15 protein-coding genes are annotated in these 23313 nt (G+C 71.5%); 11 read left to right on the top strand and 4 right to left on the bottom strand.

Annotated elements, in window-relative coordinates; all coding sequences use genetic code 11:
* Positions 1-40 precede the first annotated feature (40 nt).
* The 5 genes from AB0L06_RS27065 to AB0L06_RS27045 all read left to right on the top strand — a co-directional run bounded on the left by AB0L06_RS27065 (position 41) and on the right by AB0L06_RS27045 (position 6749).
* Positions 41-1018 carry a FecCD family ABC transporter permease gene (locus tag AB0L06_RS27065; protein ID WP_500234111.1) on the top strand — a complete coding sequence of 326 codons (978 nt, stop codon included), beginning with the start codon at positions 41-43 and terminating at the stop codon, positions 1016-1018.
* Positions 1015-1887: an ABC transporter ATP-binding protein gene (locus tag AB0L06_RS27060; protein WP_500233909.1), complete on the top strand. Its 873-nt coding sequence runs from the start codon at positions 1015-1017 to the stop codon at positions 1885-1887. The genes AB0L06_RS27065 and AB0L06_RS27060 overlap by 4 nt, the downstream gene beginning before the upstream one ends.
* Positions 1884-2660: an adenosylcobinamide amidohydrolase gene (locus tag AB0L06_RS27055; RefSeq protein WP_500233907.1), complete on the top strand. Its 777-nt coding sequence runs from the start codon at positions 1884-1886 to the stop codon at positions 2658-2660. The genes AB0L06_RS27060 and AB0L06_RS27055 overlap by 4 nt, the downstream gene beginning before the upstream one ends.
* Positions 2661-2940: 280 nt before the next feature.
* Positions 2941-5127: a vWA domain-containing protein gene (locus AB0L06_RS27050; protein ID WP_500233906.1), complete on the top strand. Its 2187-nt coding sequence runs from the start codon at positions 2941-2943 to the stop codon at positions 5125-5127.
* Positions 5124-6749 carry an extracellular solute-binding protein gene (locus AB0L06_RS27045; protein WP_500233905.1) on the top strand — a complete coding sequence of 542 codons (1626 nt, stop codon included), beginning with the start codon at positions 5124-5126 and terminating at the stop codon, positions 6747-6749. Before AB0L06_RS27050 ends, AB0L06_RS27045 begins: the two co-directional genes overlap by 4 nt.
* Before the next feature lie 8 nt (positions 6750-6757).
* Here AB0L06_RS27045 and AB0L06_RS27040 read toward each other — a convergent pair whose 3' ends face one another.
* Complete coding sequence (locus AB0L06_RS27040) at positions 6758-7324, bottom strand: SACE_7040 family transcriptional regulator (RefSeq protein WP_500233904.1); 567 nt, start codon at positions 7322-7324, stop codon at positions 6758-6760.
* Positions 7325-7443: 119 nt separating this feature from the next.
* On the opposite strand from AB0L06_RS27040, the gene AB0L06_RS27035 reads away from it, so the two are divergent.
* From AB0L06_RS27035 to AB0L06_RS27015, 5 genes are read left to right on the top strand one after another with little or no spacing between them, the layout of a single operon-like run.
* Positions 7444-9036 carry a carboxyl transferase domain-containing protein gene (locus AB0L06_RS27035; RefSeq protein WP_500234110.1) on the top strand — a complete coding sequence of 531 codons (1593 nt, stop codon included), beginning with the start codon at positions 7444-7446 and terminating at the stop codon, positions 9034-9036.
* Between the two features lie 8 nt (positions 9037-9044).
* The gene (locus AB0L06_RS27030) at positions 9045-10994 is read left to right on the top strand and encodes an acetyl/propionyl/methylcrotonyl-CoA carboxylase subunit alpha (RefSeq protein WP_500233903.1); all 1950 of its coding nucleotides are present in this window, start codon (positions 9045-9047) and stop codon (positions 10992-10994) included.
* 5 nt (positions 10995-10999) lie between these two features.
* Positions 11000-11920, top strand: coding sequence for a hydroxymethylglutaryl-CoA lyase (locus AB0L06_RS27025; RefSeq protein WP_500233902.1), 921 nt, complete (start codon positions 11000-11002; stop codon positions 11918-11920).
* 2 nt (positions 11921-11922) lie between these two features.
* Entirely contained in the window at positions 11923-13074 is a 1152-nt protein-coding gene (locus AB0L06_RS27020; protein ID WP_500233901.1) for an acyl-CoA dehydrogenase family protein, read from the top strand.
* 48 nt (positions 13075-13122) lie between these two features.
* Positions 13123-16410, top strand: a complete 3288-nt coding sequence (locus tag AB0L06_RS27015; RefSeq protein WP_500233900.1) for an NACHT domain-containing protein — start codon at positions 13123-13125, stop codon at positions 16408-16410.
* Positions 16411-16478: 68 nt separating this feature from the next.
* Here AB0L06_RS27015 and AB0L06_RS27010 read toward each other — a convergent pair whose 3' ends face one another.
* Positions 16479-19742 carry a S8 family peptidase gene (locus tag AB0L06_RS27010; protein WP_500233899.1) on the bottom strand — a complete coding sequence of 1088 codons (3264 nt, stop codon included), beginning with the start codon at positions 19740-19742 and terminating at the stop codon, positions 16479-16481.
* 423 nt (positions 19743-20165) lie between these two features.
* On the opposite strand from AB0L06_RS27010, the gene AB0L06_RS27005 reads away from it, so the two are divergent.
* Positions 20166-21638 (top strand): DHA2 family efflux MFS transporter permease subunit, encoded by a 1473-nt coding sequence (locus AB0L06_RS27005; RefSeq protein WP_500233898.1) that lies wholly within the window; start codon positions 20166-20168, stop codon positions 21636-21638.
* Positions 21639-21791: 153 nt separating this feature from the next.
* On the opposite strand, the gene AB0L06_RS27000 is transcribed toward AB0L06_RS27005, so the two are convergent.
* Positions 21792-22559 carry a dienelactone hydrolase family protein gene (locus AB0L06_RS27000; protein WP_500233897.1) on the bottom strand — a complete coding sequence of 256 codons (768 nt, stop codon included), beginning with the start codon at positions 22557-22559 and terminating at the stop codon, positions 21792-21794.
* 94 nt (positions 22560-22653) lie between these two features.
* Positions 22654-23226: a TetR/AcrR family transcriptional regulator gene (locus AB0L06_RS26995; protein WP_500233896.1), complete on the bottom strand. Its 573-nt coding sequence runs from the start codon at positions 23224-23226 to the stop codon at positions 22654-22656.
* Positions 23227-23313 lie beyond the last annotated feature (87 nt).

Below are 23313 nucleotides of genomic sequence, written 5' to 3'. Positions count from 1 at the left end.
CGTCCAGCTCGCGGTCGCGGTCGCCGGGCTCCTGGCGACGATGGCGGGCGCGCTGCTGGTCGGGGCGGCCGACCTGCCCGTGTCCGGGGTCCTGAAGGCGCTCGCCGACACGATCCCGTTCGTCCACGTCGACTCGGGGCTCAGCACGGTCGAGCACAACGTGCTCTTCCAGCTGCGGCTCCCGCGCGTCCTGATGGCGGCGCTGGTCGGCGGGCTGCTCGCGATCGCGGGCGCCGGATACCAGGGCGTGTTCCGCAACCCGCTCGCCGACCCCTACCTGCTGGGCGCGGCAGCCGGCGCCGGGGTCGGGGCGACGCTCGCGATCGTCGCGCTGCCCGGGGCGCCCGGTTTCGCCGTGCCCGTCGCGGCGTTCACGGGCGCCATCACCGGCGTGCTGATGGCCTACGGCCTGGGCCGGGTGGCGTCGCGCGGCGGCCCCGGAGGCGGGACGGGCACGCTCGTCCTCGCGGGGGTCGCGGTGGCGAACTTCCTGTCGGCCGTCCAGACGTTCCTGCAGCAGGCGAACTCGCAGCAGCTCCAGCGGATCTTCGCGTGGATCCTCGGGGGCGTGGGCACGGCCGACTGGGGCCAGCTGCGGATGGTCGCGCCGTACGCGCTGATGGCGGTCATCGTCCTGCTCACTCACGGCCGGTTGCTCGACGTCCTCGCCGTGGGCGACGAGGAGGCCACGACGCTCGGGATGTCAGCGGCGCGAGTGCGGCTCCTGGTTCTGCTCGCCGCGTCGCTCGCCACCGCTTGCGCGGTCGCCGTGAGCGGCCTGATCGCGTTCGTCGGGATCGTCGTCCCGCACCTGGTGCGGCGGATGGCGGGCGGGTCCTACCGGATCGTCCTGCCGCTGTCACTGCTGGTCGGCGGCGCCTTCCTGGAACTCGCCGACCTGGTCGCGCGGACGGTCGTCGCACCCGCCGAACTGCCGCTCGGCGTGGTCACCGCGTTCGTCGGCGGCCCCTTCTTCGTGCTCGTCCTCCGCGCGACCCGCAGGCAGGTGGACGTATGACGGTCTCGGTGCGCGACCTGGACGTCGAGCTGGGCGGACGGCGGGTCCTGCGGTCGGTCTCCATGGAGGTCGCGGGCGGTTCCTGGACGGCGGTGATCGGCCCGAACGGCGCCGGGAAGTCGACACTGCTGCGGGCCGTGCTGGGCCTGCGCGATGGTCACGGCTCGGTCGAGGTGTCCGGACGGGACCTGCGGTCGATGCGTCCCCGGCAGCGGGCACGGCTGGTCGCCTACGCCCCGCAAAGCCCCCAACTGCCGCCCGCGATGACGGTGTTCGACTACGCCCTGCTCGGGCGCTCCCCCTACATCCCGCATTTCGGACGTGAGAGCGCGCACGACCGCTCGGTGACCGCCGAGGTGCTCGAGCGACTCGACCTCGCCGGGCTGGCGGCGCGGACGCTCGACCAGCTGTCGGGCGGCGAGCGGCAGCGGGTCGTCCTGGCGCGGGCGCTGGCCCAGCAGACGCCCGTCCTGCTCCTGGACGAGCCGACCACCGCGCTCGACATCGGCCACCAGCAGCAGGTCATGGAGCTGGTCGACCGGCTGCGCCTCGCGGACGGCCTGACCGTCGTCTCGACGATCCACGACCTGACGCTAGCGGCGCAGTACGCGGAACGCCTGGTGCTGCTTTCGGACGGTCGCGTCGCCGCGTCCGGCCCGCCCGCGGACGTCCTGACGCGCGAGACGATCGCGGCCCATTTCGACGCGCACGTCAGCGTGGCCCATGATGCGGAGGGGCGCCCGTTGCTGGCGCTCGAACGTCCGCGTCCGGAGGACCCGCGGGAGGCGGATCCGCGTCCGGGGGATCCGCGTCCCGAGGGGCTGCGTCCGGAACGTCCGAACCGTCCTGCCGAGGGAGCCGCCGGGTGAGAGTCGACCTGCACTGGCGTGAGGAGGACGGCGCACGCCTGGCGTCCACGGTCTGGCGCCCCGGCCCAGGCCGCCGGATGATCTCGTCGGCCATGCTCGGCGGCGGCATCACGTCCGCGCACTGGGTGCTGAACGCGCAGGTCGCGGGCGGGTACTCGCGCATGGACCCGATCGACCACCTTCTCGAACTCGCCGCCGGGTACGGGCTCGAAGGGCCGGGCGTCGGGATGCTCACGGCCGCGTCCGTCGAGCGGACGCAGCGTGCCGAGGACGGCGGTGTGGAGGTGTCCGCGACCGTCGGCCTGCGCGTGCCGACCTGGGCCGCGGCCCCCGCCGACGCGGACGACCCCGAACTCGCCCCGATCCGGCTGGACGGCGCCGTCCTGCGACCGGGGACGATCAACATCGTGGTGTCCGTGCCCGTCCCGCTGACGGACGCGGCGCTGGTCAACGCGGTGATGACGGCGACCGAGGCCAAGTCCCAGGCGCTGCTCAAAGCCGGATACGAGGGCACCGGCACCGCGTCCGACGCGATCTGCGTGGCCGCGCCCGACCCGAGCGGCGTTGGCGTCCCCGCCCCCGGCGGCGTGGACGTGCCCGCGCCCAAGGGCGAGGGCACGTCCTACCTCAGCGGCACGAGCGAGGCGGAGCCGTTCGCCGGGCCGCGCTCGGTCTGGGGCGCGCGCATCGCCCGGGCCGTTCACCGGGCCGTCCTGACCGGCGCGCACGACTACACCCGCCTCCTCGAAGCCCGCCGCGAGGCCGCCCGCTGACCCTCGGCCGCTCTCAACGAGCCCGCGCGGAGGTCCGGCTCCGGACTTCCGCGCGGCGCGGCGGCCTGAACCGGCCAGGCCGTGACAAACGGCCGATCATGGTCGCGGGTTTTCGGTCCACGACCCCATCGGGCTCACTACGCTGGGAGCGATTCCGCGACAGCAAGCGGTGACTGACGGCGCGGTGACGGATCGGGCGTGGTGACCGGTCCGACGCATCCGCGCCCCGCGGTCACCGGCAGCACGTGCCGCGAGGACGGCACGCGACGACGAGGCCAGGATGAACGGTCCGGAGACCGAGAGCACCCAGCCCCCCGGCGAGCACGGCCCGCCGGCGACGGAAGAGGGCCGCACGCCCCTGCGGCGGCTCACCGAGGTGATGGCGTTCGAGCTGTGCTCGTCCATCCTGGTCGGCCTGCTGGTGACCCTCTTCCACGGGTACCTCTGGCTCAACTCGATCGTCACGCTCGCGGTGCTGGCCGCCGTGTCGGTGCTGGTCTGGCGGTCGCGTCCGGATGTGGTCCACAACGTCCTCGCGGGTGCGACGACGTCGCTGGCGTGGGCGGCGAAGGGGCTGGCGTGCCTGCTCGCGGGGGCGGCGGCGATGGTGCTCGTGCTGCTCGCGGTCCTGGGCGTGCTGGCGCTGCGGGACGCGGCCCAGCCGTGCGGGCAGCCGCTGGAGGTGCGCGTGCTGACCGCTCCGGAGATGCTGACGCCGCTGCGCGCGGCCGCGTCGGAGTTCGTCGCCGACCGCACCGACGGCGGATGCCGCCGGTACACGGTCACGGTCGTCCCGGAGCCGGGCCCGGTCTCGCTCTACGACGCGTTCAGCCGGCTCTGGCGACGCAACGACACGGGTGACGACCAGCAGCTTCTCGGCCCGCAGCCGGACGTGTGGATCCCGGCGACCAGCGCCGAACTCGACTTCGTCCCGCACAGCGGCCAGACCGACACCAACGGCGGCCGGCCGGGCATCGGCGGCCTCCCGGCCTCGGGCGGAGGCCAGGCCGGAGCCAGCACGGGCGTCGGCGCCGGCGGGGATCCGCGCTTCCGGCAGCTGAACCGTTCGCTCGGCACCTCGCCGATGGTGCTCGCGCTGTTCACCAAGGCGGACGCGGCGGTCTCGAGCCCCTACAGCGCGCCGCTCAAGGCGAGCACGGGCGCGCTGCTGACCCAGATCGCGCAGTCCGGCGTGAAGCTGCGCGGGATCGCCCGTCCGGTTCCGGACACGTCGTCGACCGCGCTGGAGGTCACGCCCACGCTGTACGACGCGCAGCCCGGGACGTCCCCGGCCGCGGACGAGAAGTTCGCGAGCCCGCCCGACCTCGTCGCGCCCGACGCGGTGACGCTGCTGTGCCGGTTCCGGGCGCAGGCCTTGCAGGGCGCCGAGCCGCCGTCGGACGTCGCGGTGGCCGTCCCCGAGCAGGCGCTCGCCGACTACGACGCCGGACGCGCCCTCGGCGACCGCTGCGGCCCGGCCGAACCGACGACCGACCCGGCCGGACACTGGCGGCTGCACCCGTACTACGCGGTCGACCTGCCGACCATGGACTACCCCTTCGTCCAGCTGACCTGGCGCGGGCAGGACACGCGCGCACGCAGCGACGCGATCGGCGACCTGCGGTCCTGGCTGACGGCGCATCCGCTGACCGAGCAGGGGCTCCGGGACGGCAACGGCGCGTTCCCCGCGCCGCCGGAGGGCGACTCCTCGCACTTCTACCTGTCGCGGCTCCAGGGCATGGTGGGCGAGCGCGCGGTGCCGCCGGGCGTCCGGCTGAACGGCACGCCCCCGGTGCAGACCGCGCTGGACCGGCTCGCGGCCGCGCGTCCGAAGGTCGCGGCGGCCTTGATGCTGGACGTCTCGGGCTCGATGGACCAGGCGGCCGGGTCGGCTCCGACGGCCGGGTCGGCTCCGACGGCCCGCGCGGCCCCGACGGGACCGGCCTCGGGAGGCACCCGCCTCAATCGCGCGGTGACGTTCCTGCAGAGCCTCACCGAACAGCTCCAGGGCTCCGACCGCCTCGGGCTTCAGGTGTTCTCCTCGTCCGCCGATCCACGCAGCCCGAACACGTTCGGGAACGTCCAGGCCCGGGAAGCGCAGTCCGACCAGAAGGACGCGGTCGCGAACCAGCTCCAGGCGATCACCACGACCGGCGGTGACATGGCGTTCCGCGCCGCGCTGTCCGGAGCGAGCCTGACCAGCGGCCGGGAGGACCTGGTCCTCGTGACGGACGGCGAGAGCACGGGCAGCAATCCCGCCGGGACGGCGTCCTGGCTGGCCGGTCCGTTCCGCTCGGCCAATCCGAACGTGCGCCTCACGGTCGTCCTCACCGGTCCGGCGGGCTGCGACACCGCGCACATCAAGCAGCTCACGTCCGCGATGGGCCCTGGCCGTGGCCGGTGCGTCGCCCTGACCGGCGCCCCGGAACAGGAGCAGGCCGCCCAATTCCTCTCGGGACTGCGATGACCACCGAAGACGACGACCGCAACCGCCCCGCCCGGTCCCCGTCCCGTGACGGCGACCCTCCGGACGCGTCCCAGCCCGAAACACCCAAGCCCGAAGCACCCGAACCCAAAGCATCCGAGCCCGAACAGCGAAACCCCGACGGTCCCGAGCAGAAGAGCGCAGGCGACCCCGACCTGAGCCCTGGAGACCAGAAGAACGCTGCCGGATCCGAACGGCGGATCCCAGACGTGCCCCCGCCTCCGGCACCGCGCACGCACGAGGGACGACACCACGGCACGCACTTCTCACGGCGAGCCGTACTGCTGTGCGCCTCGGTGGGGGCGTTGGCCGTCCTGGCGGCGGGTCTGGTGTCGCAGATCCATCCGAGCGCGCCGTACCACGCGGTCGCCGCCGACTGCGGGCGCGGCGACCTGGTCGTCGCGGGCGGGACGGACGTGAGCCTCAAGGCGCAGCGGCGGGCGCTGATCAAGCAGTGGAACGCCTCGTCCTACCCGGACGGACGCCCGCACCGGCACGCGCGGCTCGTTGAGGTGTCGGACTCGACCGACCTGCAGCACAGCCAGCTCGCCGCGGTCGAGCAGTCGGACGGCTGCGCCTACGACGTGCTGATCATGGACAACACGTGGACGGCGCAGTTCGCCGAGGCCGGATACCTCAAGGAGCTCCACGGCCTGTCCGACACCGCCGACTTCATCCCGGCCGCGCTGCGCACCGGCCGCTGGAACGGCGCCCAGTACGCCGTGCCGTTCAACCTGGACGTCGGCCTCCTCTACTACCGCGACGGCACGACACCGCCCGCGTCCTGGTCCGCCCTCCTCGACCAGGGGTACGACGCGCAGCTCGCCGACTATGAGGGCCTGACCGTCAACGTCCTGGAGGACGTGTGGAACGACGGCGCCGCGGACGTCCTCACCGGCAACGCGCGCGCGGACGAGAAGGCCCTCAGTTCTCGCGTCTTCCCCGCGATCCGCCGTCTCAGGACGAAGGTCCAGGAGTCCCTCAAGGCGTCACGCCAGTACCAGGAGCAGGACGCCATCAACGCGTTCGCCTCGGGCGACAAGCTGATGCGGAACTGGCCCTACGCGTTCTCGTCCCTTGCCACGGAGCCGCGTATGCGCGCGAGCGACGACCGGCTGTTGTTCCATGTCGCGCCGCTTCCCGGGCACACCGTGCTCGGCGGCCAGAATCTCGCGGTCTCGGCCCATTCCCCCAGCCCTGGCCCCAGTGCCGACCTGGTGCGCTTCCTCTCTGGGACGGCCGCCCAGCGCCAGCTGTTCTCCTGCGGCGGCTTCGCGCCCGCGCGGTATTCGGCGCTCGGCCTGACGCCCGCCAAGCGTTCGCCCTCCGACGTCCAGGCACGGTCGTGTTCGAGTCTGATGGGCCTTCCGCCTGCGCCCGGTGATCCGGACCTGCCGAACCAGCAGCAGCTCACCGAGCTCGGCCAGGCCGTCGTGACGGCGCTCGGACGTGCCCAGCCGCGTCCGGAGACCGAGCACTACCCGACCTTCTCCGCGGCGTTCCGCGAGTGCTCGAACAAGATCTTCGACGGGACGGCCGCCGACGCGGACACGTTCGCCCACGACGTCGCCGAGGCGCTCAAGGGCCGTCCGTCCTCGTGCTGACGGCCCGTCTAGCAGCAGAGGGCGGCGCGGGCCATGGCGTGCAGCAGCCCGGCCATGGCGGGACGGTCGAGCCCGGCCGCGCTGTACGGGGTGGAGTTGAGCAGGCCGAAGCAGGCGTGGACGGCGGCGCGGATGCGCGTCTCCGGCTCGTCCGGACGCAGGCGGCGCAGCACGGCGACCCATTCTTCGACGTAGGCGCGCTGGACGCGCCGGACCTGGTGGCGCTGCGGCTCGGGCACGTTGTCGAGTTCGCGCTCGTGCACGGTGATCAGCGCCGGATTGTCGAGCGCGAAGGAGATGTGCCAGTCGAGCAGGGCGTCCAGGGCCGCGGACGGGTCGGACGCGGCGGCCCGGCGGACCCCCTCGTCGCGCAGGCGCTCGCTGATGTCGACGAGCATCTCGGCGAGGACGGCCTCCTTGCCCCGGAAGTGCCGGTAGAGGGCGGGCCCGGTGAGGCCCAGGGCGCCGCCGAGGTCGCCGATGGACGTGCCGTGGAAGCCGCGCCGCGCGAACAGGTCGGCGGCCGCCGCGAGGATCTCGGCCCTGCGGGGGCTGGCCTGGCGCGCGTCGGTCATGATGGGAGTGTAGACGAATCTTGTTAATGAGCGTTAACATCGCACTTGTTAATACTCATTAACTGTCGACGAGGGCGGGTGATGACCGGGTGAGCGGGAGCGGAACCGGATCCGGGCCTGTGCTGGGCACGCGCGCCGATCCGGCGGGCGAGGCCTTCAAGGCCAACACCGCGCACAACGAGGCCCTGGCCGCCGAGCTGCGCGACCGGCTGGACGCCACCGCGCGCGGAGGGCCGGAGCGGGCCCGCGAGCGGCACGTCAAGCGCGGCAAGCTGCTGCCCCGCGACCGGGTGGACACGCTGCTCGACCCGGGCTCGCCGTTCCTGGAGCTGTCGCCGCTCGCCGCGACCGGCATGTACGGGGACGACGCGCCGGGCGCGGGCATCATCACCGGCGTCGGGCGGATCTCCGGGCGCGAGTGCGTGGTCGTCGCGAACGACGCGACCGTCAAGGGCGGCACCTACTACCCGATGACGGTCAAGAAGCACCTGCGCGCGCAGGAGGTCGCCCTCCACAACCGCCTCCCGTGCGTCTACCTGGTCGACTCGGGCGGCGCGTTCCTGCCGAAGCAGGACGAGGTCTTCCCCGACCGCGAGCACTTCGGCCGCATCTTCTACAACCAGGCGACCATGTCCGGGCGCGGCATCCCGCAGATCGCGGCGGTGCTCGGGTCCTGCACGGCGGGCGGCGCGTACGTCCCGGCGATGAGCGACGAGGCGGTGATCGTCCGGAACCAGGGGACGATCTTCCTCGGCGGCCCGCCGCTGGTGAAGGCGGCGACCGGCGAGGTCGTCACGGCCGAGGAGCTGGGCGGCGGCGAGCTGCACTCGCGGATCTCCGGCGTGACCGACCACCTCGCCGAGAACGACGCGCACGCGCTGTCGATCGTCCGGAACATCGTCGGCACGCTCGGCCCGCGCGAGGCGCGCCCTTGGACGGGCGCCGAACCGGCCGAGCCGCTGTTCTCCACCGGCGAGCTGTACGGCGTCGTCCCGCCGGACGCCCGCACCCCCTACGACGTGCGCGAGGTCATCGCCCGCGTCGTGGACGGCTCCCGGTTCCAGGAGTTCAAGAAGGAGTTCGGGACGACCCTGGTCACCGGGTTCGCCCACATCCACGGGCACCCGGTCGGGATCATCGCCAACAACGGCATCCTGTTCGCCGAGTCGGCGCAGAAGGGCGCGCACTTCATCGAGCTGTGCGACCAGCGCAGCATCCCGCTGGTGTTCCTGCAGAACATCACCGGGTTCATGGTCGGCCGCGAGTACGAGGCGGGCGGCATCGCCAAGCACGGCGCGAAGATGGTCACGGCCGTCTCGTGCGCGCGCGTGCCGAAGTTCACCGTCGTCATCGGCGGCTCGTTCGGCGCGGGCAACTACGCGATGTGCGGACGGGCCTACTCCCCCCGCTTCCTCTGGATGTGGCCGAACGCCCGGATCTCGGTGATGGGCGGCGAGCAGGCCGCGAGCGTGCTGGCGACCGTCCGGCGCGACCAGCTCGGCGACGCCTGGTCGGCCGAGGACGAAGAGGAGTTCAAGGCGCCGATCCGCGAGCAGTACGAGGACCAGGGCAACCCGTACTACTCCACGGCCCGGCTGTGGGACGACGGCGTCATCGACCCGCGCGACACGCGCCGGGTGCTGGGTCTCGCGCTGTCGGCCGCGGCGAACGCGCCGCTGGAGCCGGTCGGCTACGGCGTCTTCCGGATGTGAGGGACTTGATGTTCGAAAGCGTTCTGGTCGCCAACCGGGGCGAGATCGCCGTCCGGGTGTTCCGCACCGCGCGGCGGCTCGGGCTGCGCACGGTCGCGGTCCACACGGCGGGCGACACCTTCCACACGGCCTACGCGGACGAGGCCGTCGAGATCCCGTCCTACCTGTCCATCGAGGCCGTGCTCGACGCGGCGCGCGCGAGCGGGGCGTCCGCGGTCCACCCGGGCTACGGGTTCCTCGCGGAGAACACCGCCTTCGCGCGCGCGTGCGAGGAGGCCGGGATCGTCTTCGTGGGCCCGCCCGCGTCGGCGATCGACGCGATGGGCGACAAGATCCGCGCGAAGCAGACCGTCGCGGCCGCGGGCGTCCCGGTCGTCCCCGGACGGAACGAACCGGGCCTGTCGGACGAGGAGCTGGAGGCCGCCGCTCTGGAGGTCGGCCTGCCGGTGCTGCTGAAGCCGTCCGCCGGCGGCGGCGGCAAGGGCATGCGGCTCGTCCGGACGGCCGAGGAGCTGCCGGAGGCGATCGCGTCCGCGCGGCGCGAGGCGCGCACGTCCTTCGGGGACGACACGCTGCTCGCCGAGCGGTTCGTGGAGAACCCCCGGCACATCGAGATCCAGGTCTTCGCCGACGCGCACGGGAACGCCGTCCACCTGGGCGAACGCGAGTGCTCGCTGCAGCGGAGGCACCAGAAGATCATCGAAGAGGCTCCGTCGCCGCTGCTGTCGCCCGAGGCCCGGGCGCGGATGGGCCAGAGCGCCGTCGCGGCGGCCCGCTCGGTCGGCTACGTCGGCGCGGGCACGGTCGAGTACATCGTCCCGGCCGACCGCCCGGACGAGTACTACTTCATGGAGATGAACACCCGGCTCCAGGTCGAGCACCCGGTCACCGAACTGGTCACCGGCCTTGACCTGGTCGAACTCCAGCTCCGCGCCGCCGCCGGCGAGCCACTGGGCTTCACCCAGCCGGACGTCGGGCTCAACGGGCACGCCGTCGAGGCGCGCGTGTACGCCGAGGACCCGGCGCGCGGCTTCCTGCCGACCGGCGGCCGCGTCCTGGCGCTGTCGTCCGGCTCGGACGCCCGCGTCGACTCCGGCATCGAGGTCGGGACGGTCGTCGGCGGCTCGTTCGACCCGATGCTGTCCAAGGTCATCGCCTGGGCGCCGGACCGCGCCGCCGCGCTGACCGGCCTCGACCGGGCGCTCGGCTCGTACGACCTGCTGGGCGTCGGGACGAACGTGGCGTTCCTGCGGCAACTGCTGGCGGAGCCGTCCGTCGCGTCCGGCGATCTGGACACCGGCCTGGTCGAGCGGTCCCTGGACGAGCTGACCTCCGGCCTGCGCGACGTCCCGGACGAGGTCCTGGCCGCCGCCGCGCTGGAGCGGATGCTCGCCCTGGAGGCGGACGACCCGGATCCGTGGGCCATCCCGGACGGCTGGCGTCCCGGACGCCCGGCCTGGACCCCGTGGCTCATCACCCCGGCCGGATCCGATCCGGTCGAGGTGCGCGTCCAGGGCCGTGCGTCCTCCGCGCAGGTCTCGGTCGGCGGGGGCGAGCCCGTACGGGCATCCCTCCGTCACACCGGTTCCGAGCTGGTTCTGACCTACAACGGCCGGACGACCCGTTTCTCGTACGCGCGCGATGACAGCACCCTGTGGCTGGGACGCGGCGGACGGACCTGGGCGCTGGCCGAACACGAACGCGCCGAGAGCACCGGCGCGACCGCCGTCACCGGCGACGGCGTCCTGCGCAGCCCGATGCCCGGGACGGTCCTCGCCGTGAAGGCCGCGGAAGGCGACGAGGTCGCGGAAGGCCAGCCGCTCGTCGTCGTCGAGGCCATGAAGATGGAGCACACCGTCACCGCGCCGCGTGCCGGAGTGGTGACGTCCCTGCCGGTCCGCGCCGGGTCCCAGGTCGCCCTGGACGAGGTGCTGGCCGTGATCGAGTCGGAGGACTGAGGCAGATGCGCGTTCCGCTCGACGGGCTTCCCGAGCGCGTCACCGTGTACGAGGTCGGCCCGCGCGACGGGCTGCAGAACGAGGGCGTGATCGTCCCGGTCGACGTCAAGGCCGAGTTCATCACCCGGCTCGCGGACGCCGGGCTGACCACGATCGAGACCACCTCGTTCGTCCATCCCAAGTGGATCCCGCAGCTCGCCGACGCCGAGGAGCTGCTCGGCGTGCTGCCCCGCTCGCCGCTCAACCGGTACCCGGTGCTGGTGCCGAACGAGCGCGGGCTCGACCGGGCGCTCGCCAACGGCGTCACCGAGATCGCGATCTTCGGGTCGGCGACCGAGACGTTCGCCCGGCGCAACCTGAACCGCACGATCGACGAGTCCCTGGCGATGTTCGAGCCGGTCGTCCGGCGCGCCCGCGCCGAGGGCCTGTGGGTGCGCGCCTACGTGTCCATGGTGTGCGGCGACCCCTGGGAGGGCGACGTCCCGCTCGCCCAGGTCGCGTCCGTCGCCCGCCGCATGATGGACCTCGGCTGCTCCGCGCTGAGCCTCGGCGACACCATCGGCGTCGGCACGCCCGGCCAGGTCACCGCGCTGATCGGCGAGGTCGTCGGCGCCGGGATCCCGCTCGACCGGATCGGCGTCCACTTCCACGACACCTACGGCCAGGCCCTGTCGAACACGCTCGCCGCGCTGCGCGCCGGGGTCACCGTCGTGGACGCGTCGGCGGGCGGCCTCGGCGGCTGCCCGTACGCCGAGTCGGCCACCGGCAACCTCGCCACCGAGGACCTGGTCTGGATGCTCGACGGCCTCGGCATCGAGACCGGCGTCGACGTGCGCAAACTCGCCGAAACGAGTCTCTGGATGGCCGACCGGCTCGGCCGCCCGTCCCCGTCCCGCGTCGTCCAGGCGCTCGCGCCCAAGGAGTAACGATGATCGACTTCACCCTCTCCGACGAGCAGGAGGAGCTGCGCCGCACCGTCGAGCGCTTCGCCCGCCAGACCGTCGCCCCCGTCATCGGCGACCTGTACGAGCGCGGCGAGTTCCCGTACGAGATCGTCGACGGGATGGGCAAGATGGGGCTGTTCGGCCTGCCGTTCCCGGAGGAGTACGGCGGCATGGGCGGCGACTACTTCACGCTCTGCCTGGCCCTGGAGGAGCTCGCGCGCGTCGACTCGTCCGTCGCGATCACGCTGGAGGCCGGCGTCTCGCTCGGCGCGATGCCGATCTACCGGTTCGGCACCGAGGAGCAGAAGCGGGAGTGGCTGCCGAAGCTGGTCACGGCCGAGCGGCTCGCGGCGTTCGGCCTGACCGAGCCGGGCGGCGGCTCGGACGTCCCCGGCGGCATGCGCACCACCGCCCGCCTGGACGGTGACCACTGGGTCATCAACGGCTCCAAGGCGTTCATCACCAACTCCGGCACCGACATCACGGCGTTCGTGACCGTCACGGCGTTCACCGGCGAGAACGAGATCTCCACGATCATCGTCCCGAACGGCACGCCCGGCTTCACCGTCGGCCGCAAGTACTCCAAGGTCGGCTGGTCGGCCTCCGACACCCGCGAACTGTCGTTCGACGACGTGCGCGTCCCGGCGGAAAACCTCGTCGGCGAGCGCGGCCGGGGTTACGCCCAGTTCCTCCGCATCCTGGACGAGGGCCGCATCGCCATCGCCGCGCTGTCGGTCGGCCTGGCCCAGGGCTGCGTGGACGAGTGCCTGCGCTACGTCCGCGAGCGCGAGGCGTTCGGCCGCGAGATCGGCAAGTACCAGGCGGTCCAGTTCAAGATCGCCGACATGGAGATGCGCGCGCACACCGCCCGCCTCGCCTACTACGCGGCCGCGGCCAAGCTGCTCAAGGGCGAGCCGTTCAAGAAGGAGGCCGCGATCGCCAAGCTCGTGGCGTCCAACGCGGCGATGGACAACTCGCGCGACGCCACCCAGATCTTCGGCGGCTACGGCTTCATGAACGAGTACGCCGTCGGCCGCTTCTACCGCGACGCGAAGATCCTGGAGGTCGGCGAGGGGACGAGCGAGGTGCAGCGCATGCTGATCGCCCGTGCCCTGGGCCTGCCCGCCTCCTTCTGACCCCAGAACACCTCACACTGGCCCAACTCGACGGGCGATACTGATCGAATGTCCGTCGAGTTGGCCGCCGTGGGCGTCGGCAAATCCGTAGCGAAACTCGTCCTCGGCCGCATGCTCTCCGGCCGGACGTCCCGTCTCGACCGCTCGGCCGAGCTGATCGACCTGATCAGGGTCGGCTACGCGGACGAGCTGAAACGCCGCAAGGCCGTCTCCCAGTTCGAGGACATCGCCACCGCGGTCGCCGACCGCCTGCTGAAGTTCTGCCGCGCCGAATACCGCGGCCTCACCGACAACGACCGCGAAGCGGTGCTGGCCCAGGTCGTCCTCACTCTGGACAAGGCCGACCTCTCCGACACGGCCCTCATGGCCGACGACGCCGACCCGGTCAAACTGGCCCGCCGACTACGCCGCACCCTTCCCGCGCGCGAAGCGTCCTTCCAACTGGGCGAAGCAGGCGGACGCCTCTACGAAGTCGTGCTGGACGAGTGCTGCGACTGCCTGGCGCGCGTCCTCACCCACCTCCCCCAGTTCGCACCCCGCGCCTCCGTCGAGACGTTGTCCCGCCTCTCCGGCTTGGCCGAACAGGTCGAATCACTCCTCGCCCGTATGCCCGCCCGTTCCCTGACCGCCCCTGAGGGAATCGGCGAGGACGACGAGTTCACCCGCCGCTACCTGTCGTCGCTCAGCGAAAGCCTCGACACCCTCGAATTGTTCGGCGTCCGCTTCGAACGGATGAGCCGCCCCAGGACGAGCCTCAGCGTCGCCTACATCAGCCTCAACGTCTCTCAGGAACACGACAAGGCGCGGCAGAGGCAGGAACCCGTCCCGCGCTCCGAATGGCGTGAGGAACGCACTGGCGGAACCGTCCGAATCGAGACCGCCCTCAAGGACCACCGCCTCCTCCTCGTGCGCGCGGAAGCGGGCGGCGGCAAAAGCACCCTCCTCCGCTGGCTCGCCATAGCCGCCGCACGCGGATCCTTCTCCGACGAACTCGCCGACTGGCGCGGCCTCGTCCCCTTCCTCATCAAGCTCCGCAGCCACGCCGGTGGCAAACTCCCGTCCCCCGAGGAGTTCCTGGACGACACGGCAGGCAACCTCGCCGGACTGATGCCGCGTGGCTGGGTCCACCGCGTCCTGACGTCCGGCCGAGCCCTCGTCCTGGTGGACGGCGTGGATGAGATCACGAACTCGCAGCGCCAAGCCGTCCGCGAGTGGGTAGGCCGCCTTGCCAACGACTTCCCCGGCGTCCGCGTGATCGTCACCTCGCGCCCCGCAGCGGCAACGGCGGACTGGCTCCGGGCCGAAGGCTTCGGCACCGCCTTCCTCGAACAACTCGGCCCCGCCGACCTGCGCGAACTCATCAGCCACTGGCACGCGGCTGTTCGCGACTGCGCGGATCTCCCCTGCGAACCCGAACGCCTCCCCGGCTACGAGTCCCGCCTCCTGGCCCGCTTCGAGGCGGCCCCGCACCTGCGCACCCTGGCGTCCACGCCCCTCCTGGCCGCCATGCTCTGCGCCCTGAACCTCGACCGCGAGTCGCTCCCCCGCGACCGCATGGGCCTCTACTCGGCCGCGCTGGACCTACTCCTCGAAACCCGCGACGCCAAGCGAGGCGTCACCAGCGCCCAGACCGTCGCCCTGGAAACAGACCAAAAGATCCGCATCCTCCGCGACCTGGCCTGGAGCCTTTCCACCAGCAACCGCGTGGAGCTCCCCAAGCCCATGGTCGAACGCCTCATAGCCGACCGCCTGGCCGCGATGCCCAACGTCGGAGCAACCGCACCCGACGTGCTGGACGCCCTGCTCCAACGCAGCGGCGTCCTCCGCGAACCCGTCCCCGGGCGCATCGACTTCGTCCACCGGACCGTCCAGGAGTACCTGACCGCCCAGCACGCGGCCGACATCGGTGACATCGACCTGCTCGTCCGCGAGGCCCACCGCGACCAATGGCGCGAAACCGTCATCATGGCCGCAGGCCACGCCAACGAACCCCTCCGCAGAGACCTCGTCACCGGCCTCCTGGCCCGCATGGACACCGAACCCCGCAAAGCCAGACGCCTGAAACTCCTCCTGATCGCCTGCCTGGAGACCCTCCCGTCCATCCCACCCGACCAACGCCCAGCCTTCGACAGGGCCCTGAAGGACCTGGTCCCCCCAAGAGACGAAGCCGCCGCCCGCTCCCTGGCCACAGCAGGCGAAGCCGTCCTTGAGGCCCTCCCCGACTCGGTCGAGCCCCTGTCACTCACACTCGCCAAGGCGGCGATCAAAACGGCCTGGCTGATCAACGGCCCCAAGGCCCTGACCGTCCTGGGACGCTACGCCGGCGATACGCGGCTGGAGGTGGCAGACGAGGTCGCCCGCGCCTGGGGCTACTTCGACGCTTGGGAGTTCGCGGATCACGTCGTGCGGCGTTTGGCTGCGGACCTCCAGATCCACGTCCGTGGTCGGGAACAGCTGCACGCGCTCCGAAGCCTCCCGGCCCGCCGGAAACTGAGCGCTTACGTGCGAGACCGCTCCGAACTCGACCTCCTCCAACATCACAACGGCACGCTCACTCACCTGCTGTTGTATGGGCCGTCGATCGAGAAGACCAATCCGGAGTTTCTCCTCCCCATGCCCAGGCTGGAGAACTTCGTCCTCGGGTCCGACGTGCCTGTGGCGTCACTCGACTTCCTTGAGAGGATGCCGACGCTCCAAGCCCTGCGCCTCTGGAACTGCGCCAACATCAGCGACTACTCGCCCCTGCATGAATACGACAACCTGCGTGAACTGTGCCTCCAGCAGGCGCACGCGCTTCAGGACCCCGCGCAGCTTCCTCCGCTCGACAAGGTTCGAACCCTCGGGCTGAGCGGAGTCCAGAACGAGTCGGTGGCGCGGTTCGCCATATCCGCGGCGCCAGAGCTGAAAAGCCTTCAGCTCATGGATTGCCCCTGGCTCAGAGACCTGGACTTCCTAGCGGACCTACCGCTGGACTCCTTGGAGCTCGACAGTTGTGAGCACCTGGAGAACTTCGACCACCTCGGCACTCTCAAGGGTCTGGCCATGTTGAGCCTGGAGGAGACGAGCGTCGCCGACTTTCGCTGGGCACGCGGCCTCGATCGACTCGAGACCCTCTGGCTCCGAAGCTGTCCCGACCTCGGCGATCTCTCCCCGCTCGCCTCGCTCCCCCGCCTGCGCGAGCTCTACCTGAGTCGTCACCTCGGGCCGCCTCTCGACCTGACGCCTTTCGCATCGAACCGCACCCTGGCCGTTTACATCGCCGAAGGCCAGGAGGTCATCGGCGGCAAGAAGCTGGGGCGTCGGCTGAGACGATGGGTACCCCTGTCAAAGCTCTGACGGACGCAGATCCCCTTGGCCATAAGTGAGGGCGACCGTGTGCATGATCACGGCCGCCCTCGCACGCGTCAGGCCAGGGCGTAGGCGCGGATGACCGTTTGCTTGAGGGAGGTTCCCTCGCCGTTGGACACCTGGATGCGGAGCGAGACGTAACCTCCCGAACCGGACGGGTGGGTCAGGGACGCCTTCCAGTGGTCGTCGCCGGTCGGCGTCACCTTGGCGGGGTGCCAGGTCTTGCCGTCGTCGTAGGACGCCTCGACGGTGGCGCTGGTCAGACGCGGCGGTGCGGCGGACGTCTCCAGTCGCCCATCCGTGACGCGCAGAGCCAGCTCGAACGCCGTCCCGGAGGGGGCGCGGTTGTTCTGGTCGAAGGCTCCCTCAGCGCGCACCGCGAACAGGGGCGGCTCCTCCATGGCCGCCATGGTCGGGGTGTAGGGGAACGTCCACTCGGTCTCGGAATGAGTGCCGAGTCCAGTCCAGGACACGTTGCGATCAGCGGTCGAGCGGACGGTGTAGCGCCCCTCGCCGGGCGGCGTGGTCACCCAGAGGCCGGTGGAGTCCTCCGTACCGAGCAGCTCACCGTTGCGCCACACTTCGGTCTTCACGGTCATCGGGCCGCTCAGTTCGTTGTGGGCGTTGGCCGGCGCGAAGGGGTAGGCGTTGAAGGCCATCTGACCGTTCTTCGCCTTACGGATCCCACCGCCGACCGTGCCCAGCGCGGCGACGTTCCAGTGGTAGGCCGTGTGCCCCGGACGGTCGGTGGACGGCGCCGTCCCCAAGCTGAAGAAACCGTCCTCGTCCGTTCCTCCGGTCAGGAAGCGCATCCAACGCAGATCGGGGGACGGGGTGTAGAGCTCGGTACGCCGCCCTGGCATCTGGACGGGGTACTCGCCGTCGCCCGCCCCGAAGAGGACACCTGGCACCTGCGCGATGGTCGTGCGTTGCCGGGTGAGCGGACGGTCGGCGTGGTACACCGTGTCGACGGCCGCGAGTTCAGCGTCCCCGACCCGGTAGTCCAGGCGTTCCGGGATCCGTTGGTCGACCAGGCGCTGCAGGTGATACGCCCGAGGACCATCGGGCTCCACCAGGTTCTCCACGTGATAGAAGCCGAAAGGACGTCCGGCGACCTTCTCGGTGGGCATCGCGGAGAAGCCGGTCGCGCCGGAGACGCCCACCCCGAACGACTCCTGCGCCCCGGCGACCGTCTGGGTGACGCCGATCTCGTCGACGCCCGCGCGCACGGCCGTCCGACTGTCCACACGAATCGCGACCCGCTTGGCCCGGCGCGCGTCGGCGATGATCGCCACGTCGCGGTCGCCCACGGTCACCTCGGGATACGAGAACAACGCCATGTCCTCGTCCCCGGTGGGAACCATGGCGTTCAGCGAGTACTTCCCGGCGGGCACCCGCCCAACCACGCCGTTGCCGCTGTAGTAGGTATCGACCGGTTCACCCGTGGTCAGGTTGGTCATGGACACCCACGGCAGCGTCTCCAAGGTCGTCCCGGCCGGGGTTCCGTTGCGGTCGATCCCGGCCAGTCGGACCTGGTGCGACGGGGCTTCACGGACGCCGCCAACGGCCACGTGTAGCACTTGCTCGTCTCCACGCGCGGCCGTCAGCGTGCCGCTGTACCGGCCCAGGCCGGCCTTTCCGGGCTCGGCAGAGACCGTGGCCTCAACCGTCCCACCTGCGGGAACATCCAGCGCGGCAGGGCTGACGCCGAACATCCCGGACGGCGCGGCACCACCGTCCGGACCGGTCATCTTCAGAGCCAGGTCCAGCCGCACCGGCGCGTCGCCCTCGTTGCGGAACTGAACACGGCGGGTCTGGGTGGCCCCTGTCAGGTCGAACGAGACGCTGCCCTGATCGGCGAAGACCCGGGACGCCACGGCCCGGCCCACGTCGATCCGGCCCGTCCCCTGAGCGAACGCCGAGACGCCGTCCTTCGTCTTGGCCGTGCCCATCAGCGCGGCCTTGACCTGGGCAGGCGTCCATCCGGGATGCTGCTGGAGCAGCAGGGCCACGGCCCCCGCCACGTGCGGAGCGGCCATCGAGGTGCCGTCCAGCTTCGTGTAGTGCTCGTCCACCGGCTCGCCCAGCGAGGTGCCCGCCGCCCGCGCCGCGGTGATGCCGACACCCGGAGCGATCACGTCGGGTTTGATCGCGCCGTCGCCGATGCGCGGCCCCCGGCTCGAGAAGTCGGCGACGGCGTCCTCGCCGTCGGCGGCCCCGACGGTCAGCGCCGCGTCGGCGAGACCGGGCGCCTGCACCGTCCGGTCCGCACCGTCGTTCCCGGCGGCGACGACGAACAACGTGCCGGTGCGGGCCGTGAGCGTGTTCGCGGCCACCGAGAGCGGATCGGTCCCGTCACTGGGAAGGGAGGCGCCGACGCTCATGTTCACCACGCGGACGTGCTGCTGCGCGATCCAGTCCATGCCCGCGACCAGGGACGAGACGCTGCCCCAGCCGCCCGCGTCGAGGACCTTGCCCACGACCAGCCGGGCGTCCGGCGCGACGCCCCGGTACTTCGCGTCGGCGACACCGTCCCCGGTGATGATCGAGGCGACGTGCGTCCCGTGCCCGTTGCCGTCACGGACGTCCCCGCCACCGGTGAAGTCGCGCTCCGCCGCCACGGCACCGGCCAGGTCCGGATGGGTCGTGTCGATGCCGCTGTCCAGGATGCCCACCGTCACGCCCTTGCCGGTGTACCCGGCCTTCCACGCCGCGGGCGCACCGATCCGGGGGACGCTCTTGTCGAGCGTCGCGTGGACCTTGCCGTCCAGCCAGACCTTGCCGACGCCGGGGACCATCTTTTGTCCGCCGCCCGTAAGGGACGCCCACAGGGAGGCCGCCCGATCCTTGCGGGCGGTGACCGCCGTCCCGTTCAGCGCCGCCAGCGGTCGGGCGTCGCCCGTCCCCGCCGGGGCGGCGGCCCGCGCTCCGGACGTCCCGGCGAAGATCAGCGGGATGTCCTTCCTGGCCGCGTCCCCGTACCCGTCCTTCAGCAGGCGGGTGACTTCGAACAGCGCGGGGTCCAGTCGCCCCGCCGTGATCAGCGGAGCCGCGTCGGCCGGGATCACCGACAGCTCCCCCGCCCGGGCCTGCCGGTAGAAGGCGATCTTCCCCCGTCCCGCGCCCGCCTCCACCCGGACGAGTCGCTTCCCGTCCGATCCGGTCACCATGTGCACGCGGTCGCCCGTCACCAGCGTCAGGACCGCGTCCCGCCCGCCGGAATCCGCCGCCTCCCCGGCGAACGCCGCCGTCCCTCCACCGGGCGGCGCCACCGCCGCCACCACCGCGAGCGCAACCGCACCCCTGGCCCATCGCCTCATCGGCCGGGCTCCTCTCTGATCGTCGATCAGCAGGTAGTGGTGCGGGAGCGGCGGTTGTTTCAGGTGGGGCCGGATCGGCCACGCTCCGCGAGCATGCGGGCACCCTCACGGCAGGGTGAGAGTGCGGTGTTACGAAGGTCACATCAACCTGCGAGCGGCAGGACGTCCCCAGACGTGGAGAGCTGCCAGAAGTGTCGTAGGTCGCTGGAATACTCCGGGAACCGGCCGGGTTTAATGGTTCGCGAAAGTGTCAGTGACTGCACTATTTTGGCGCGGTCGATCCCGGACCACCCCGTGTCCGTTCACGCTGCCCGTGCGCGCGGGCCCCAACGATTGGAAGATTCCTTGACCGCTCCCGCGTCTCCCCAGACGACGGACGGCCCCCCGGAGGCCGGCGCCTCGAGCGGAGGTCTCGATCGAGGCGTGCTCGCGGTGGCCATGGTCGTCGTCCTGGGCGCGATCATGTCCATCCTGGACGTGACCGTCGTCAACGTCGCACTCCGACACCTCTCCGAAAGCTTCAAGACCGACCTGGGGACGATCCAGTGGGTGGCGACCGGCTACACGCTGGCGCTCGCCACGGTCATCCCGGTCACCGGCTGGGCCGCGTCGCGGTTCGGCACCAAGCGGCTCTACATCATCTCGATCATCCTGTTCGTCGCGGGTTCCGCGCTCGCGGGCACCGCGTGGGACGCGCCGTCCCTGATCGCGTTCCGCGTCCTGCAGGGCCTCGGCGGCGGCATGATCATGCCCGCGGGCATGACGATCCTGACCCAGGCGGCCGGACCGCAGCGGGTCGGCCAGGTGATGAGCATCGTCGGCATCCCGATGCTGCTCGGCCCGATCCTCGGCCCGATCCTCGGCGGCTACCTGGTCGACGACGTGTCCTGGCGCTGGATCTTCTACATCAACGTGCCGATCGGTGTCGTGGCCGTGTACCTCGCTGCCCGCATCCTGAAGAAGGACGAGCCGGGCGCGGGCGAGAGGCTCGACTTCCTCGGCCTGATCCTGCTGTCGCCGGGTCTCGCGGCGCTGATCTACGGTCTGGCGACCGGCGCGGGGAAGAACGACTTCGCGCGTCCGGACGTGCTGGCCACCACGATCGGCGGCGCGATCCTGGTCCTGGCGTTCGGCTTCCACGCGCTGCGCAAGGGCAACACCTCCCCGCTGATCGACCTGCGCCTGTTCAAGCGCCGCTCGGTGGCGGCGGCGGCCGGCACGATGGTGCTGTTCGCCTGCGCGTTCTTCGGCGCGATGCTGATCCTGCCGCTGTACTACCAGTCGATCCGCCACCAGAACGCGCTGCACGCCGGCCTCCTGCTGGCCCCGCAGGGCTTCGGCGCGATGATCACCATGCCGGTCGGCGGCAAGCTGACCGACAAGCTCGGCCCGGGCAAGGTCGTGCTGGTCGGCCTGACCACCGTGATCGTCGGCGTTGCGGCGTTCGCCACCCAGCTGACCGTCGACTCCTCGTACTGGGCCCTCGGCGGCGCGCTGTTCGTGATGGGCATGGGCATGGGCATGACGATGATGCCGACCATGTCCGCCGCGATGCAGACGCTGCAGCACGCGGAGGTTCCGCGGGCGAGCACCGCGCTGAACATCATCCAGCAGGTCGCCGGCTCGGTCGGCACCGCGTTCATCGCGGTCCTGCTGGCGTCCGAGCTGAAGGACCGCGGCCTCCCGTCGGGCGGCGACCAGGCGCAGCAGGCCGCCGCGCTGGCGAAGCTCCCGCCGAACGTCCTGGCGCAGATCCCGCACAAGATGGCGGACGCGTTCCAGACCACCTACTGGTGGTCGGCGGCGCTGCTGCTCCTGGCCTTCCTTCCGGCGCTGTTCCTGCCGCGCCGCAAGCCCGAGGCCACGGACGTGGAAGCTCCGATGCCGATGCACTGACGGGTCTCCCGTCACCCGGACGCCCTGGTGCCCGCCCCTTCGCAGGGGCCGGGCACCAGGGCGTCCCCCTTTCTCCGTCCGACCAAGCCCTGCACCAGGCCGTGCGGTCAGCCCGATCCAGGCCGTGCGGTCAGCCCTGTCCAGGCCATGTGATCAGGCCAGTTCGGCGGCGAACAGATCCCGGATGCGCGCCCACGAGTCCTCGGCGGCCTCCTTGTCGTACATCTCGCGGCCCGGGAAGAAGAACGCGTGCTTGGCGCCCGGGTACACGATCGCCTCGTACTCGGCTCCGGCGGCCGTGAGCTCCTCGTCGACGCGCTTCCGCTGCTCGGCGTCGATGACGTGGTCGAGCTCGGCCCAGAACAGCAGCATCCGGCTGCCGCCGCCGTCGCCGATCTCCTGCGAGACGAGCTCCAGCAGCGGCTCGGGACGGCTCAGCGCGGTCCCGGCGACCGCCAGCCAACCCGGGTAGTAGATCGCCGCGGCGTTGAGGCCCAACCGGTTCGCCGCGAAGAAGGCGAAGTGTCCGCCCACGCTGAAGCCCAGCGCGCCCGCCTTCGGTCCCCCGTTCGCCTCCGCCCGCGCATACGCGAGAGCCGCACTCAGGTCGGTCGCGACGTCGTCCCGCGTGAGCTGCCCGATCATCGCGAAACCGCGCTGCCGGTTCTCGTCGTTCTCCGCCATCCCGGTCGCGCCCTCGGCGCCGAAGCGGTGATAGACGTCCGGGGCGATCGCGACGTACCCCAGCTCGGCGACCTTGCGGACGACCTCCCGGATCTCTTCCGTCAGCCCCCAGAGCTCCGCCCCGACGAGCACCACCGGACGCGCCTCCGCGTCGTCCGGACGGGCCAGGTAGGCGGTCATCCGCCCGGTCCCGCCGACCTCGATCTCGATCTGTCGTGCATGGATTTCATAGGACATGGTGTGAATCATGCTCACGCCGCCGCCTCACCGCACTCCATTTCACCGCCGGCGGAGGCCGCCCCGACAGCGGAACACACCGTCGAACGACGCCTCAGGCCAACTCGCTGAGAGCACCACGAAGCCGGTCCAACGCTTCGCGCGCGAGCTCACCGAGTTCCCGCTCGCCGTCCGATGCGCTCCAGGTGGCGAAGGCGTCCTTGAAGGCGAGCATCCCGATCTCGGCCGCCAGGCCGGCCATCGGATCCGGCACCCCCCGGGCCCGCAACGCGTCCACGACCGCCGCCGCCATGCCGACCTGTTTGAGCTGGTCACGCTCCTGAAGTTCGGCACTGGACGCGATGACGGACCGAACCTTCGGGGCGAGCTCGCGATTGGCCGGGGTCATCGCACCGGCCGCGCGCTCGAGCCCGGAACCGACCGCGTCGAGCGGAGTGGCCCCCGCGGGCGCGGCGGCGACGCCCTCGGACAGCAGCCGCGACAGCGTCTCCTGCCCCGCGGCGAGGACCTCCCTCTTGTCCGGGAAATAGCGGAAGAACGTGCTCTTGGTGAGCCCGGCGCGCTCGGCGATCTCGGCGACGGTCGTCCTGTCGTAGCCCTGTTCCGAGAACAGGTGCAACGCGGCGTCGACGAGACGTACGCGCGCGTCACCCTCCCAACGAGCCATGCCGCTCCTCCAAGCCTCCACAAGTGATGGGACAAAGGTCCCATCACCCTGTTACGGTGATAAGACCATTGTCCCATCACCGGGAGC

This window comes from Spirillospora sp. NPDC052269, assembly GCF_040679435.1.
Classification (GTDB): Bacteria; Actinomycetota; Actinomycetes; order Streptosporangiales; family Streptosporangiaceae; genus Spirillospora.
The sequence above is the reverse complement of the archived record's forward strand: the minus strand, read 5'-3'. Positions and strand labels throughout refer to the sequence as shown.